General features: G+C 44.9%; 13 protein-coding genes. 5 read left to right on the top strand and 8 right to left on the bottom strand.

From position 1 onward, the window contains the following. The first annotated feature begins 181 nt into the window (after nucleotides 1-181). Nucleotides 182-988, top strand: coding sequence for a hypothetical protein (locus A9237_RS13725; protein WP_009707260.1), 807 nt, complete (start codon nucleotides 182-184; stop codon nucleotides 986-988). 86 nt (nucleotides 989-1,074) lie between these two features. Here A9237_RS13725 and fadR read toward each other — a convergent pair whose 3' ends face one another. After that, nucleotides 1,075-1,914, bottom strand: coding sequence for a fatty acid metabolism transcriptional regulator FadR (gene fadR, locus A9237_RS13720; RefSeq protein ID WP_005439619.1), 840 nt, complete (start codon nucleotides 1,912-1,914; stop codon nucleotides 1,075-1,077). Between the two features lie 639 nt (nucleotides 1,915-2,553). Here fadR and nhaB point away from each other — a divergent pair. Together nhaB and dsbB are read left to right on the top strand one after the other, a co-directional pair. After that, nucleotides 2,554-4,140 carry a Na(+)/H(+) antiporter NhaB gene (nhaB, locus tag A9237_RS13715; RefSeq protein ID WP_039842211.1) on the top strand — a complete coding sequence of 529 codons (1,587 nt, stop codon included), beginning with the start codon at nucleotides 2,554-2,556 and terminating at the stop codon, nucleotides 4,138-4,140. An 86-nt stretch (nucleotides 4,141-4,226) separates the two neighbouring features. Next, a complete protein-coding gene (gene dsbB / locus A9237_RS13710) occupies nucleotides 4,227-4,763 on the top strand; it encodes a disulfide bond formation protein DsbB (protein ID WP_032802976.1) in 537 nt (178 codons plus the stop codon). A gap of 83 nt (nucleotides 4,764-4,846) precedes the next feature. Here the strand turns inward: dsbB and A9237_RS13705 are convergent, their stop codons facing one another. After that, nucleotides 4,847-5,455 carry an SEC-C metal-binding domain-containing protein gene (locus A9237_RS13705; protein ID WP_078608377.1) on the bottom strand — a complete coding sequence of 203 codons (609 nt, stop codon included), beginning with the start codon at nucleotides 5,453-5,455 and terminating at the stop codon, nucleotides 4,847-4,849. A gap of 156 nt (nucleotides 5,456-5,611) precedes the next feature. On the opposite strand from A9237_RS13705, the gene dusC reads away from it, so the two are divergent. Beyond that, nucleotides 5,612-6,571 (top strand): tRNA dihydrouridine(16) synthase DusC, encoded by a 960-nt coding sequence (gene dusC / locus A9237_RS13700; protein ID WP_078608376.1) that lies wholly within the window; start codon nucleotides 5,612-5,614, stop codon nucleotides 6,569-6,571. Nucleotides 6,572-6,638: 67 nt separating this feature from the next. Here dusC and A9237_RS13695 read toward each other — a convergent pair whose 3' ends face one another. The 6 genes from A9237_RS13695 to yfbV form a co-directional block, all read right to left on the bottom strand. Beyond that, nucleotides 6,639-8,099 carry a GGDEF domain-containing protein gene (locus A9237_RS13695; protein ID WP_078608375.1) on the bottom strand — a complete coding sequence of 487 codons (1,461 nt, stop codon included), beginning with the start codon at nucleotides 8,097-8,099 and terminating at the stop codon, nucleotides 6,639-6,641. 114 nt (nucleotides 8,100-8,213) lie between these two features. Beyond that, on the bottom strand, nucleotides 8,214-10,040 hold the full coding sequence (malZ, locus tag A9237_RS13690; protein WP_078608374.1) for a maltodextrin glucosidase: 1,827 nt from the start codon (nucleotides 10,038-10,040) through the stop codon (nucleotides 8,214-8,216). Nucleotides 10,041-10,181: 141 nt separating this feature from the next. Further along, the gene (locus A9237_RS13685; RefSeq protein WP_078608373.1) at nucleotides 10,182-10,976 is read right to left on the bottom strand and encodes an ABC transporter ATP-binding protein; all 795 of its coding nucleotides are present in this window, start codon (nucleotides 10,974-10,976) and stop codon (nucleotides 10,182-10,184) included. After that, the gene (locus A9237_RS13680) at nucleotides 10,973-11,908 is read right to left on the bottom strand and encodes an ABC transporter permease (protein ID WP_009707270.1); all 936 of its coding nucleotides are present in this window, start codon (nucleotides 11,906-11,908) and stop codon (nucleotides 10,973-10,975) included. The genes A9237_RS13685 and A9237_RS13680 overlap by 4 nt, the downstream gene beginning before the upstream one ends. Nucleotides 11,909-11,963: 55 nt before the next feature. Then, entirely contained in the window at nucleotides 11,964-12,929 is a 966-nt protein-coding gene (locus tag A9237_RS13675; protein ID WP_078608372.1) for an ABC transporter substrate-binding protein, read from the bottom strand. A 315-nt stretch (nucleotides 12,930-13,244) separates the two neighbouring features. Beyond that, on the bottom strand, nucleotides 13,245-13,697 hold the full coding sequence (gene yfbV, locus A9237_RS13665) for a terminus macrodomain insulation protein YfbV (protein ID WP_005439638.1): 453 nt from the start codon (nucleotides 13,695-13,697) through the stop codon (nucleotides 13,245-13,247). A 345-nt stretch (nucleotides 13,698-14,042) separates the two neighbouring features. Between yfbV and A9237_RS13660 the strand changes: the two genes are divergently transcribed. Continuing rightward, complete coding sequence (locus A9237_RS13660; RefSeq protein ID WP_005439639.1) at nucleotides 14,043-15,239, top strand: acetate kinase; 1,197 nt, start codon at nucleotides 14,043-14,045, stop codon at nucleotides 15,237-15,239. Nucleotides 15,240-15,323: the final 84 nt, after the last annotated feature.

Genomic DNA, 15,323 nt, shown 5'->3' with positions numbered 1-15,323 from the left:
TGCCCGATTCGGCGGGGATTTTTTTTGACCAAATTCACACTTTTGGGGAGATTACGCACCAAATTCGTACAGCTTCTTTTTCTAACCAATAGTAAGTCATTGTTTTAATTTGCTTTAATTGTTGGCATCAAAACTGCTCCTTCATCGTTGCTAGGTCAAAAGCACTAACAAGGAGTTGGTTATGTTTGTTTTGATTTCTACTTTGATCTCAATTGCCATTCTGGCAGGGATCTATCACTTGGCTGCGAAGCGAGAAAAGCAACATGCTCGCAAATATCAATTGCTCACCTTATTACGCGATGTGGTTCACCTACTGCGCCGTCACCGAGCGGTGACCCACTACTCTATCCAATACCAACAACATCATGAAAAAGAGATAGAGCAAATTCATCAGGAGTTAGGTTATAAACTGCATCAGCTCGTGGAAACTTCTCGCTTTGAGAACAAACCCATGTATCGCGTGCTGCAAATCAAAATCGATAAGTTGATGGAGCAATGGCAGGACAACACGGTAGCGCGGAATCAGATGGAACATGGCAAACTGATCCGTCATAGTTTGTTCTTGATGGATGAAGTTACCATCGCATGGCTCGCTATTGCCCAAAGAGACGAGTTACATGACGAGTACCATATGAACTGGCAAACCGTGATTGATAGCTTAGAAACGCTGACACAGCTCCGTATCAGCATTCAAGACATGCAAGACAGAGGTGGGCCTGAACGGATGAGAAATTACGCCTCGGTAATGATTAGAAGGCTCAATCAATTGGCAGTAATTAGCCCCTTGAGCGTTGCCTCTCCGATGTCTGCTAGGTCGATTCAATCCCTAAATGAATATATAGAAGGTGAAGTATTGTCCCTGAGTGAAGAGGAGTTGTACGACATTACCTCTGACTTGTCCCTTACTGTGTTCAATACCTATGACCAGATGCTATCAGACATCATTGAGACCCTTTACCTACCATTACCCAGACTGTCCTTAGCCTAAATCGAGCTTCGGAAAAGCAAACACAAAAAAAACCGCAGGGTGATACCTGCGGTTTTTATATGAAATCGTTGGACTTCAACAATCGATTAGCTGTCGTCTTCTGTAAAGTTCGTTGGCAGCTGTTGTTTCATCTCATTCCAGATTTGCGCACTTTCCATACCGTAATGACGAATCACCACTGGAAGTTGCTCACGCTGGCCTGTTTCACAGGTTTCTAGAAGCTGGCGGTAGAAGCGCAGTGCTAAATCACGTGATGCAGGGTTTGAGAAGTAGTAACTACCTACACGGTCGTATAGTTTTCTCAAGCCATTAAAAATCAAACCGTAGATCTGGTTGCCTGAGTGGAACGCCAAGCGTTGGAACAGCATGTAGTCGTAGAAGTTAAACGTCTTAGCAATCAGAATTTCCTGACGCTTCGCTTCATCCTTCTCGTTGTCTTCTTTCACACTTTGCAGAATTTTGTCTGCGTATGGAGATGCTGCAATAAAGTCATCCCATGAAGGTGCTTTAACTAGCGCTTCACATGAGTCGATAACATTTTGAATAGTACGCTCAGACGCCTCTTTATTCGCTTTAAACGCGTAACGCATAAAGATTGGGCTGATGTTAGTACGTGCAGCAAGCAAATCTTCCACAATGTTCGTTGCGTTATCAACATCAAGCGTCATCAGTGTATCCAAAATATGCAGACCTGACGTCTCCATGAATTGGTTCACTTTAGTTGGCTTACCGTGCTGGATGGTCAACCAACCGTCGCGCGCAAGGCGCTGAAGCACTTCACGTAAAGTCGTACGGGTAACACCAATAAGTTCAGATAGCTCACGTTCAGCGGGTAATATTGAGCCAGGCGGAAAACGGCCGTTCCAAATGCTCTCGATTATGTATTTTTCTGCGAAACCCGCAGGGCTTTTAGCCTTAATGACCATTCTGTTTTTATCCAATATTGATTTCTAAGGGTCGATGCGACTCATCATACCACTACTTAACGATTTGCGAAAATTAACGATCAACAAATGAAACGAAATCTCAATATAGAGTTAATACTCTACATATATCCTTAATTTAAAACCCTAATCACTTGGAACCAAACGCGCAAAATTTATATTTTGCAAAATTTGGAACAGCCACAAACTCACGGAAAATAAAGCCTACCCCGTCACATTTTTCTGCTCAAAATATGCAAAATAAATTTGTGTTTTACGATTAATATTCTTTCTTAATTTATCTTTTCTCGTAATTGACTTTGTTTTAAATTCCAAGGTGATTTTTTTTAATCTTTTCGTGGTATAGTAACGCCGTTTTGATCGCGTTATTACAAATAAAAAGCAGTTTTAGTCGGCAGCATCACGTTTTGTTATTGACTATAAAATGCCGAGGTGTAGAGTTGCGGTCGAAAGTGAGCGGTGCTTAAGTTCAGGGGAAGTAACTTGGCAAGACTACAGTAAAACAATGGATTGTTGTTTTTCTAAGTTATTGTTTTAAAAGACTAGATAATAAGTCTAACAAACAGATACTTAAGCACTATTGTAGTGTCTATTCATAATTTTGTTATAAAGAGAATTATCATGCCGATGTCGCTCGGAAATGCCTTTATCAAGAACTTCCTTGGTAAAGCGCCTGATTGGTACAAAGTTGCCATTATAGCCTTCCTAATTATTAACCCGATTGTATTCTTCCTAATTGACCCATTTGTTGCAGGTTGGTTGCTAGTAGCGGAATTTATTTTCACGCTAGCAATGGCGCTGAAGTGTTACCCACTTCAACCAGGCGGTTTGCTTGCAATTGAAGCGGTTGCTATCGGTATGACCAGCCCTGCACAGGTGAAGCACGAGCTGGTAGCGAATATCGAAGTACTTCTACTGTTGGTATTCATGGTTGCGGGTATCTACTTTATGAAACAGCTTCTGCTGTTCATTTTTACAAAGATCCTGCTTGGTATTCGTTCAAAAACGTTACTTTCACTCGCATTCTGTTTCGCAGCAGCGTTTTTGTCAGCATTCTTGGACGCGCTGACCGTTATTGCCGTTGTAATCAGTGTTGCAGTTGGTTTCTACTCGATTTACCACAAAGTGGCTTCTGGAAACCCTATCGGTGACCACGACCACACTCAAGATGACACCATCACTGAGCTAACGCGTGATGACCTGGAGAACTACCGCGCATTCCTACGTTCATTGTTAATGCACGCAGGTGTTGGTACAGCATTAGGTGGCGTTACTACCATGGTTGGTGAACCGCAGAACTTGATCATCGCTGACCAAGCGGGCTGGTTCTTTGGTGAGTTCTTGATTCGTATGTCTCCAGTAACTTTGCCAGTATTCATCTGTGGCTTGATCACTTGTGTGGTTGTAGAGAAGCTAAAAGTGTTTGGCTACGGCGCTCAACTGCCTGACAACGTTCGTCAAATCCTAGTCGACTTCGACCGTGAAGAGCGCAAGACTCGTACTAACCAAGACGTAGCGAAACTTTGGGTTCAAAGCCTTATCGCTGTTTGGTTGATTGCCGCACTTGCACTTCATTTAGCAGCAGTTGGTCTGATTGGTCTTTCTGTGATTATTCTAGCGACTTCGTTTACTGGTGTTATCGAAGAGCACTCGATGGGTAAAGCGTTTGAAGAGGCTTTACCATTTACAGCACTACTTGCGGTATTCTTCGCGGTAGTTGCCGTTATCATCGACCAAGAGCTATTCAAACCGGTTATCGATGCAGTACTTGCTGTTGAAGATAAGGGCGCTCAACTTGCTCTGTTCTATGTTGCCAACGGTCTGCTTTCGATGGTTTCGGATAACGTATTCGTCGGCACAGTTTACATTAACGAAGTGAAGGCAGCGCTTATTGAAGGCCTTATCACTCGTGAACAGTTCGACCTACTAGCCGTTGCAATCAACACAGGTACTAACCTACCTTCAGTTGCAACGCCAAACGGCCAAGCTGCGTTCCTATTCCTACTTACATCAGCACTAGCACCTTTGATTCGTCTATCATACGGTCGCATGGTTATCATGGCGCTTCCTTACACGGTTGTATTAGCGCTTGTTGGCTTGATGGGCATCATGTTCTTCCTAGAACCAGCAACAGCATTCTTCTACGATGCGGGCTGGATTGTGCCAAGTAGTGGTGATCTGACTCCAGTTGTGTCAGGTGGACACTAAAAATTTGAGTTGATTAGGAAACTTATCCAAGTTAAAAAGCTCTGAGTAATCAGAGCTTTTTTATATTTTCAGACAGGATTGTAACCGTGAGTATTTTTGCATCACTTAACCAGTTTTCGAAGGGACGCTTATCTTGGCTCCTGCTCCTTTTGGCCATCGTCTTTTTTGAAGCTTGCGCCCTATTCTTTCAACACGTCATGATGCTAGCACCGTGTGTTATGTGTATCTATGAACGTGTCGCTATGATGGGAATTGGTGTCGCGGCAATGATTGGTCTTGTTGCACCAAACAACCCTCTCGTGCGCTGGATAGCGTTAGCTGCATGGGGAGCAAGTGCTTATAAAGGTTTGATGCTGGCGATGCAGCACGTCGACTATCAGTTCAACCCATCACCGTTCGCAACATGTGATTTATTCGTGACTTTCCCGAGTTGGGCTCCGCTAAACCAATGGGCTCCTTGGATGTTCGAAGCGTATGGTGACTGTGCGAAGATTGTTTGGCAATTCTTTGGCCTTTCAATGCCTCAGTGGTTGGTTGTCATCTTCGCAGGTAACTTGGTTGCACTTGCATTCATCGTGATTGCTCAGTTCTTTAGTGGTAAGCGTAAAAATCCAATTCAGTAATCGGTAATAACTTTTCACGCTGAATACCGATCAAGTAGATCAAAAAAGCCGACCACAAGGTCGGCTTTTTATTTATATTGCAATTACTTACCGCAACACTGTTTAAACTTCTTACCACTTTCACAAGGACAAGGGTCGTTACGGCCAACGTCTTTAAACGGGTTCAAGCTCTTAGATTTTTTACCTACCATCAACTCGTCAGCACCAAATGCTACTTCGTTGATCATAAGATCAAGCTGATCAACAAAATCGGCTAGCGCTGGTGGAGTCTCAATTCCTGCATCACGCATTTGCTGTTGAGTTTGCTCTTCATCAATCGCCAACATCATGGTGGTCAATAATGCTTGCAGCATACGCTCTAGACCGTCGTTCAGCACAACATCGTGCCATTGCTCTTCAATCATTGGCCACACAGACATAAAGCCTTCAGCAAAGTCTGCAAGTTGCTCTGCATCACTGTTGGTCAGCGTAAGAATCGAGTACTCATTACGCAGAATGTAGTTATGCTGTTTGTGAATCTGCTCTTCAACAGCTGGCTGAATGGCTTTAAAACCTCCACCAAGTAGTGGCTCTAGCCAGCTTTCTGGTGTTAGCGGTTTTGTCATCAGGTTTGCAGCAAATACTGCACCTTCCAAAAACAGTGAAGATTCGTCTAGCTGAACTTCACCTTTCTCAATTAATGTGTATTGCATGACATCTGGTTTCCCATGAATTTGGCGGCATTATACCCCAGAGTTAATAAGATGCTAGTTGATGTGTGTCCGCGTTGATGAGTCTTTTAATGACAAACTTCACTCACATCGCTACAATCGCCCTCCTTTTTACCACCAAACTGTATTAGGCAAGCTATGCGAGTTGTATTAGGCCCGATGGAAGGCGTTTTGGACCATTTGATGCGCCAAATCCTGACCGAGATAAACGACTATGATCTATGTGTGACAGAGTTTGTTCGAGTGATCGATCAGCTGTTACCTGATCACGTATTCCATCGTCTGTGTCCTGAGCTTCTTCAAGGCTCACAAACCGCATCTGGCGTACCTGTTCACGTACAGTTACTTGGTCAAGAACCAAATTGGATGGCGGAAAACGCAATCAAAGCCGCTGAGCTTGGTGCGCGCGGTATCGACCTTAACTTCGGCTGCCCGGCTCGCTTGGTGAACAAGAGTAAAGGTGGCGCGGCACTTCTTCAGCATCCAGAACTGATTCATAACGTGGTAAAAGCGTGTCGTGACGCTGTTCCAAACGATATTCCTGTGAGCGCTAAAATTCGTCTTGGATGGGAAAACCCTGAAGACTGCTTTGAGATTGTTGATGCCATTCAATCTGCTGGCGCAAACGAACTGACGGTTCATGCTCGTACAAAACAAGGCGGCTACAAAGCCTCTGAAATCAAGTGGGAATACATCACCCAAATCCGTGAATGTTTTGACATCCCATTAATCGCAAATGGCGAAATTTGGAACTACGAAGATGGTCAACGTTGTATTGAAACCACAGGCGTTGATTCCCTGATGGTGTGTCGCGGTGCATTCAATATTCCAAATCTGGGCAATATGGTGAAATACAACCATAAGCCAATGGTTTGGGCAGAAGTCCTAGAGCTACTGATTTACTACTCTCAGTTTGAAATGAAAGGTGACAAAGGTTTGTACTATCCGAACCGCGTAAAACAGTGGTTCTCTTACTTACGCCAGGCTTACCCAGAAGCAAATGAGCTGTTCCGCGAGATCCGCACGTTCAACAAAGCGGCACCAATCGTTGAACACATTCAGCGTTATCGTGACGAGTTGCAGTCTCGCGTCGCGTAAAGCAAGTTAAAGCAGTTTTAAAGATCAAAAAAGGGCGATGAATTCGCCCTTTTGTTTTATCTACTGCTTAGTAGCAAATCTTGTTCTTACCGGTGCTCTTTGCTTCATAGAGCTTTTCATCGGCTACTTTGAACAGTTCATCAAAGCTCTCTAATTGAGAGGAAGACTTGAACTCGACACCGCCTGATACTGTAAAACCACCAGCAACCACCCTTTTCGAGTTTTTACTAATCGCACTTCTTACACGCTCCAATATACGTAGCATGCTATCGAAATCTTCATCGTAGATGGCAAGAACAAACTCTTCACCACCAAAACGCGATGCCACATCTGAATGACGAATATTGTCACGAATACACTTAGCCACCAGACGAATTGCATCATCACCGACATCATGCCCATAGGTATCGTTAATCGCTTTAAAATCATCGATATCAAAAACGGCAAGCGCGACGTGCTTCTTGGTCATTTTGTTACGCCATACCGCTTGCATGCCACGTCGATTGAGTAAACCCGTCATAGGGTCTTTCGCCGCCAACTCTTTGAAATAACGGCGCTCTGTTTGAGTATTCACCAAGAATAGAGCAACGGTACTCAACACATAGATAAAAAATGCAACCGCAACGCTGTATTTCTCGAACGCCAACAGATTCTTGAACTCGCTCCACAAGTTGTATTCATAAAAAATACGGTGATTGGCGCTCAAGCGTTCGTGCTCAATAGATTTGAGTCGCATGATGTTGTTAGGTAGCTCCATCATGCCAGAAATAATATGTAGCTTACCTGCTAGGTTCTCATTTGTTTTTAATAAGTCATCGACGTCAAAGTCAATGGAAAGGACACCTTGGTGAACCCCCTTTTCATAGATTGGCACGGTTAAACTCACCACTTGCCCATCATGGCGATCCAGCATAGGGGCTGGGCCAGACATGGTGACTTTCACCGTTTCTTGTGCCGTTTTTTGCCAAAACGGCCTTGCTTTGAGGGTCTGCCACAGCTCTTTAGTGAAATATTGAGCGTAGGTGTCCGGTGAAGAAATTACATAACCGCGCTGGTCGATGTAATGAATACCGATAATGTGCGATTCAATATCGTGTAAAAACGACAATGATGGCGCAAAGCCCGCTTTTTGTTCCGCCAATTTGAACAATTTCGTTCCTGGCTGACATAACTCCTTCTGCCCAACAATCATGTAATCGAGTTCGACCGCAGGCAATCCACCTGAGTGTTTGTTTTCCAACAGCAATACATCAATTGGCCATACGAAACACAAATCGTCTCTTAGCATATGATTATGTTCTTGGAACAAAGGATGAGCCGGATTGGAGTAGTTTACAAAGCTGTAATCGAGGGCGGTTAGTACTTTGATAGCACGACCCAAAGCACGGTCAACTTGAGCGTACTCTAGAGTGATGTAACGATTCATCGCATCGTAGTAGTTCTTTGCAGTCACGATCATGACAACAATGAATAAAAAGAGTGGGAAGAAGATGACAAATTTGAGGCTAAATCGCCTTTTATTACCCATTGAACACCATTGGCTTTTAATAATTTCAGCCCTTCGAAAGTACTGGCTATCGAAGGGCTATTTATAGTTTTTCACTTATGTATTCATAAATTTTAATAAATAAGGCATCAGGTGTCACTTCACTTGCCATATTTTGCAGTTCAATGCTGGGATATTGACAGAAAAATGACGTTCAGCCACCCCGACTTCACCTTTGTCTAATATTTGATGCAAGTGTGTTGCATTTAAGCCAAGTTGCCATAAAGGCAGGTTAACATTTTGTTCGTATTTACTTAGGTTAAATGCCACAACTATTGTTTCTTCTTTCCACTGTCGAGCATATACCATGACCTGCTCATCACAGTGAAGCCATTGCAGACTACCGGACTGTAGTGCCTTGTATTGCTTGCGAATTCTTATCCAGTCACGATACAAAGGCAGCCACTCAGACTCGGTAACCTGATCCCACGGGAAGCAACGGCGGTTGTCAGGATCAAGCCCACCTTCCAATCCCACTTCACTCCCGTAATAGAGGCAAGGCGTACCGATGTAAGTCATGAGTAAAGCCAGTGCGATTCGCATTTTTTCTTTATCGCCGTGCAAAAGCGTCAGAAAACGGGCGGTATCATGACTATCTAACTGATTAAGCTGAGACAATTGGTTGGCAAAAGGGACTTTAGCTCTCGCCTCATCCATCCACTCTTTAAAATCTAACGCATTGATGTCAATCGGGTCATACATGATGTCTTGCTTAGCAATCAGAGCACGAACTGGATGAGCAAAGCCGTAGTAGTTCATAGCCCCATCTTCTTGCCCACCTTGTAACCATTGTGTCGCCTCAAAGAAATGCTCACCTAACACATAAGCATTAGGGTTGATTGCTTTGGTTGCTTTGCGGAACGCTTCCACATAGTGCGCATTGTTTTTTGCGCCATCGCCTTCCCCCAGCATGTGAATAACGTCAAAGCGCCAACCATCGACTGAATATGGTGGTTTGAGCCAGTGTTTAATCACCGCCTCTTCACCTTGGTAGATATGATCGCGAACTCGCTCGTTCTCAAAGTTCAGAACCGGTAAATTGCCAATGCCTTTCCAGCCAATGTAATTATTGGTTTGTCCCTCGAAGAAGTAATAGTCGCGGAAGTCAGAGTCCGGATTGCCAAAAGCCCCCTGACCTTCTTGTTTAATATCGAACCATGGATGATGAACGGATGTGTGGTTAAATACGGCATCCAAAACAACCTTCATCTGCTTGCCACGAATTTGCTCACACAGCTGCGCAAACTGTTCGTTAGTGCCAAACATAGGATCAATATTAAGGTAGTCTTTCGTATCGTACTTATGGTTGCTTGGCGCCGTGAAGATAGGATTGAAATACAACGCCGTCACGCCTAAGTCATCTAAGTAATCGAGTTTCTCTTCAACGCCTTTTAAATCGCCGCCGAAGAACTCGCGCGCGCCCGTATTTTGATGAGAACCTACTGCCTCTCCCCAAGATTTCACCATGGTATCTGGGTCGTATTGTGCGTAAGTATTTCGGATTGCTTGCTCATCTTGGCTTGCAGCAAAACGGTCTGGGAAGATTTGGTAGAAGACTTGCTCTTGCACCCAGCTCGGTGGTTGAGACTGCGTGTTCAGCTTAAAGTGGAATTCTTTCGGTGGCATACGTTTATGTACACCTCTGTCATCTAACCAAAATTGCTGATTGCCTTTGATGAGCTTGAATACATAATGAGTGACATCACGATCTCGGTTCGCCGCGAACTGCGCTTGCCATAGTTGAAGTTCACCAGCCTTGCCGCAAGGTAGCATTTCAATTAGATATTCTTCGTTGTCAGGCTCACAGCGTACATGCACGCTATCAAACTTAACGTTTTCAGTTTTCAGAGTGACGGTTAGCAGTTCACCATCAAATACAAGGCCATCTTCGGTCTGGCTATGGAAGATAAATGGAAGGGTCATGGTAAGTGCTCTTAGTATTGGAATATTCCACTATTTTAATAAAGAGTATTTACCGAAAAATCCTCCTTTCGACATTGCCTTAGATGCAATTTTCTCAAGGAGGATCACGTTTGGTAGGCGTAGTTTTGCTCTTTCTTTAAGTTAGCTCAGCAACAAGCTGTCATCTGCCAACTCTTCACCACGCACTTTAGAGAACATTTCGAGTAAGTCTGGGACTTGCATATTGGCACGTTGCTCACCTGCGACATCAAGAACAATCTCACCTTGGTGCAGCATGACCGTTCTGTCACCGCAAGCCAGCGCATCTTTCATTGAGTGCGTCACCATCATCACTGTGAGGTTGAACTCGCTGACGATACGTTTGGTTAAATCGATAACAAAAGCCGCCATGCGAGGATCTAACGCAGCGGTATGCTCATCTAGCAACAACAGCTTACTGTCTGATAGTGTTGCCATGACCAAACTGACCGCTTGTCGTTGCCCGCCAGAAAGCAATCCAATACTGTCCCCAAGGCGATCCTCAAGCCCTAAGCCAAGAATGCTAATGCGCTCTTGGAAAAGCTTGCGACGTTGAGAAGAAAGCGCCATTCCCCAACCTCGACGCTTACCTCGCATGTAAGCTAACGCCATGTTTTCTTCGATGGACAAATCCCCACAAGTACCCGCTAACGGGTCTTGGAATACACGAGCACATTGAGTCGCTCGTTGCGCCACGGTTTTCCGGGTTACGTCTTGCCCACCAATGATCACCTGACCGCCAATCATCGGCGTCTCCCCTGTCACCGCCCCGAGCAAGGTCGATTTCCCTGCGCCATTGGAGCCAATGACGGTGAGAAACTGATGTTCAGGTACTTCTAACGAGACACCTTTCAAGGCCCTGTTTTCCAAAATGGTTCCGGGATTAAAGGTCACTTGGATGTTGTTTAATTCAATCATAGCGCCTCCCCTGAACCATTTTTTGATGCGGCTTGTTTCGCACTAGTCGCGCGTTGTTTCGCTTTCATGCTCTGTTTCAGTTTTGGCGCAATCAACGCCACTGCAACGAGCACCGCCGTCACTAAGTTTAGGTCCGATGCTTGCAGACCAAACATGCCTGAGCTCAACGCAAAGGCAACAGCAAGTCGGTATAAAACTGAGCCAATAATGACCGCGCAAACCGCAACCCAGATTTTGCGCCCTGGTATCAGAGTTTGACCGAGGATCACTGCAGCTAAACCAACTACGATCGTACCCACACCAGAAGTGACATCAGCAAAGCTGTTGGTTTGAGCAAATAGAGCGCCAGCAAAACCAACAAAACCATTAGAAAGCGCGAGGCCGAAGTAGGTGTAAAAAGCAGTACTTGCCCCTTGAGCGGCTACCATTCGAGCGTTCACCCCTGTAGCCCTTAGCCCTAAACCAAAGTCACTGTTAAGAAGACGTACGACAAACAAAGCAGAGAGCAATACTAGTACGCCGACAACCAACGGCCGGATGTACATAGAATCTCCCATGGCTTCAAACGGAGTAAGAATGGTGTCTTCCCCTAGAAGGGCCATATTGGGCTTACCCATGATGCGAATATTGATAGAGAACGCCGCAATCATGGTAAGAATAGAAGCCAATAGGTGAAGAATGCCGCATCGAACGGCAAGAAAAGCGGTTACCCACCCAGTCATCCCACCCGCAATAACAGCCATTCCGGTTGCGATCCAAGGGTTGATGCCGGCGACGATTGCAGTGGCAGCAACGGCGGCCCCCATCGGGAAACTGCCATCGACACTTAAATCAGGAAAATCAAGAACACGAAACGTAAGGTAAACGCCCAAAGCCACTAAGCCGTAAATAAGGCCAATTTCGAGCGCACCAAAAAAAGCAAATGCAGACATAACTGCTCCTTTCTGCACAAATCAGGTCGGCATTACACCGACCTGAACGTCACTCTTACTGCATGCTGGTCGCACGTTTTACAACTGAACTTGGTAACTGGATACCAAGCTTGGTTGCCGCTCCTTCATTGACAACAAGATCAGAACCGGTTGCGACTTTCACATCCAGCTTGCCAGGATCTTGCCCTTCCAAAATAGCAGCAACGTAGTCGGCAGTTTGAACACCCACTTGGTAGTAATCAAAGCCTAAGCTTGCGATCGCACCTTTTTCTACATAAGACGTCGCTCCACCAAATACTGGTTTCTTAGCTTGGTTTGCAGCCACGATCATGCCCTCTATCGCACTGGCTACCGTGTTGTCTGTCGGTGCGTAAATCACATCTGATTTAGCAGCAATGGCTTGGGTCGCGGATTGAACATCAGCGCTTTTCAGAGCCGTCGCTTCAACCACTTTAAGTCCATTTGCTTCTGCACTCTCTTTTAACAGTTGCACCAAAGTCACTGCATTGGCTTCACCCGGGTTGTAGACCACGCCAATGGATTTCGCTTCTGGCAAGATCTCTTGAATCAAAGCAACATGTTGAGCCACAGGAGACAAATCAGAAAGACCCGTTACGTTTTTGCCCGGTTGATGCATGGATTTCACAAGCTTTGCGCCCACCGGATCCGTTACCGCAGTAAACACCACTGGAATAGAACGCGTTGCGGACACCAAAGCTTGAGCCGATGGTGTGGCAATACCCACTAGCACATCAGGACTCTCCCCCACATACTGACGCGCAATCTGTACTGCTATAGCTGGGTTACCTTGTGCGGTTTTGTAGTCAAATTCTAGGTTCTTCCCTTGCTCATATCCTTTCGCTTTCAAGCCATCTAATAAGCCTTGGCGAGTCGCGTCGAGCGCAGGGTGCTCAACGATTTGTGAAACAGCAACCGTCGCAGTGTTAGCAAGCACATTAGCTGAGGAAAAAACCGTGGTCGCGGCAAGAATAGCAGTGGCGAGTAAACGTTTCGTTTTCATCATGACTCCTTGATGTCTCTTCGTCCTTGAACTGAAAGCCTCATCGAAAATGAATGCTCAACAGAAATAATGAGGAAGATGGGATGTTGTGTTTATTGCTGCGCACTTTTTGTGCATCTAATTGTCATTATTAACGCTAAGTGTTGGGAAAGAAAAGCAAGATTTAACAACAAAGTAACATTTGTGATCTCGCAATCGGTACGAGAGGCGGTTATTGCAAATAAGATAAGAGTGAAAAGCCATGTCACGGGCATAAAAAATGGAGCGGCTAGAAAGCACACTCCATTTCAATGAGTTAATTGTAGATTTGAGGAGTTAGAACCAACGCTCTAATGCAGTTTTATCCAACTGGCGGAACGCTCGGTTTAGGATCACCGCAAGTTCTTTGTATCTTGGACGAGCTTTTGCTGGCTCTAGTGCAAATCCTGATTCCGTAATTTTTTGGTGCAGTTCGCGATACCAAGAGGCCAACGCTGGCGGCAATTTGGTGTTGGAACGACTGCCTAACCACCACATACCTTGCAGCGGCATGCTGATTGCGAACAGCGCAACTACGATCGCTTGAGGAAGTGCGTCATAGTTATTAAATGCCATTTGAGTGAGCACACCGATCGCGGCGACCGCTGGCATCACTTTAATGCCAAAGCGCGTTGCTTTAATAATGCGTTGTTCGGGAAAAATGGCGTTCAGCTCTTTACGAACCGGCCAGATCTCCATGTAACTTTGGCCGTCTTTCAGGCTATGGATCAATCCGACTTGTTTGCTCATACCGCTCTCTCACTAAAAAATAGTTGAACATTTCAACTGAAGGCGCAAAAAATTGATGAAAGTTAATATTCTTTCAAAATTTTTTTGTTATCATTGCCTATTATCGCTATCCTTTGCAGACCCTCAATCTCATTGTTGCTGTTATTTACAATTTAAGCAACTCCGAGATTTTATTCTGCACGGATCGCTTCATAGTGGTGGATGGGTTCATCACTATTCATTTATACGGAATTAGAACAATTTTTGACCAAGATTAGTACGCACCCTTGGCGGTATCGTCTATTCTTGTGATTAATTTTTCATCCTTTAACTGATTTTGATCAGACGAATAACAGGTAGTCACACATGTCTAAGCTAGTTTTAGTTTTAAACTGCGGTAGTTCTTCTCTTAAATTTGCTGTTGTTGATGCAGAAACAGGTGCAGAGCACCTATCAGGTCTTGCTGAATGTCTTCACCTTCCTGAAGCACGTATCAAGTGGAAACTTGACGGTAAACACGAAGCTCAACTAGGTAACGGTGCAGCACACGAAGAAGCACTAGCGTTCATGGTTGAAACTATTCTTGCTTCTAAGCCAGAGCTTAAAGCTAACCTAGGCGCTATCGGTCACCGTATCGTACACGGTGGTGAGCAGTTCACTCAATCTGCACTAATCACTGATGACGTACTAAAAGGTATTCAAGACGCTGCGACTTTCGCACCGCTTCACAACCCAGCGCACATCATCGGTATCGAAGCTGCTAAGCATAACTTCCCAGAGCTTCAAAACGTTGCTGTATTCGACACTGCGTTCCACCAAACTATGCCTGAAGAGTCTTTCCTATACGCTCTTCCATACAAACTATACAAAGAGCACGGTATCCGTCGTTACGGCATGCACGGTACTTCACACCTATTCATCACTCGTGAAGTTGCAGGCCTACTAAACAAGCCAGTTGAAGAAGTAAACATCATCAACTGTCACCTAGGTAACGGTGCTTCTGTTTGTGCAATCAAGAACGGTAAATCTGTTGACACTTCTATGGGTCTTACTCCTCTTGAAGGTCTAGTAATGGGTACTCGTTGTGGTGATATCGACCCAGCTATCGTATTCCACCTACACGACGCTCTAGGTTACTCTGTTGAAGAAATCAACAACATGCTAACTAAAGAGTCTGGTCTTGCTGGTCTAACTGAAGTGACTTCTGACTGTCGTTTCGTTGAAGACAACTACGGTGAGAAAGAAGAAGCAACTCGTGCAATGGACGTGTTCTGTCACCGTCTAGCTAAGTACGTAGCTGGTTACACTGCTTCTATGGAAGGTCGTCTAGACGCAATCACTTTCACTGGCGGTATCGGCGAAAACTCTGGCCCTATCCGTGAAATGGTTCTAAACCGTCTAGGTATCTTCGGTATCGAAGTTGATGGTGAAGCTAACCTTAAAGCACGTTTCGGCGGCGAAGGTACTATCACTACAGCTAACAGCCGTATCCCAGCAATGGTTATCTCTACTAACGAAGAGCTAGTAATTGCTGAAGACACTGCACGCCTAGCAGGTCTTTAATAGATTTAACTGGCTAGCCACTCGGCTAGCCAGTTTTTCTTCCAAAAGAATTTCTTAGGGGCTTAACTCCTATTCTCTGAATTA

The organism is Vibrio owensii, assembly GCF_002021755.1.
GTDB classification, from domain to species: Bacteria; Pseudomonadota; Gammaproteobacteria; order Enterobacterales; family Vibrionaceae; genus Vibrio; species Vibrio owensii.
This window is presented reverse-complemented; position numbering and strand designations above follow the sequence as displayed.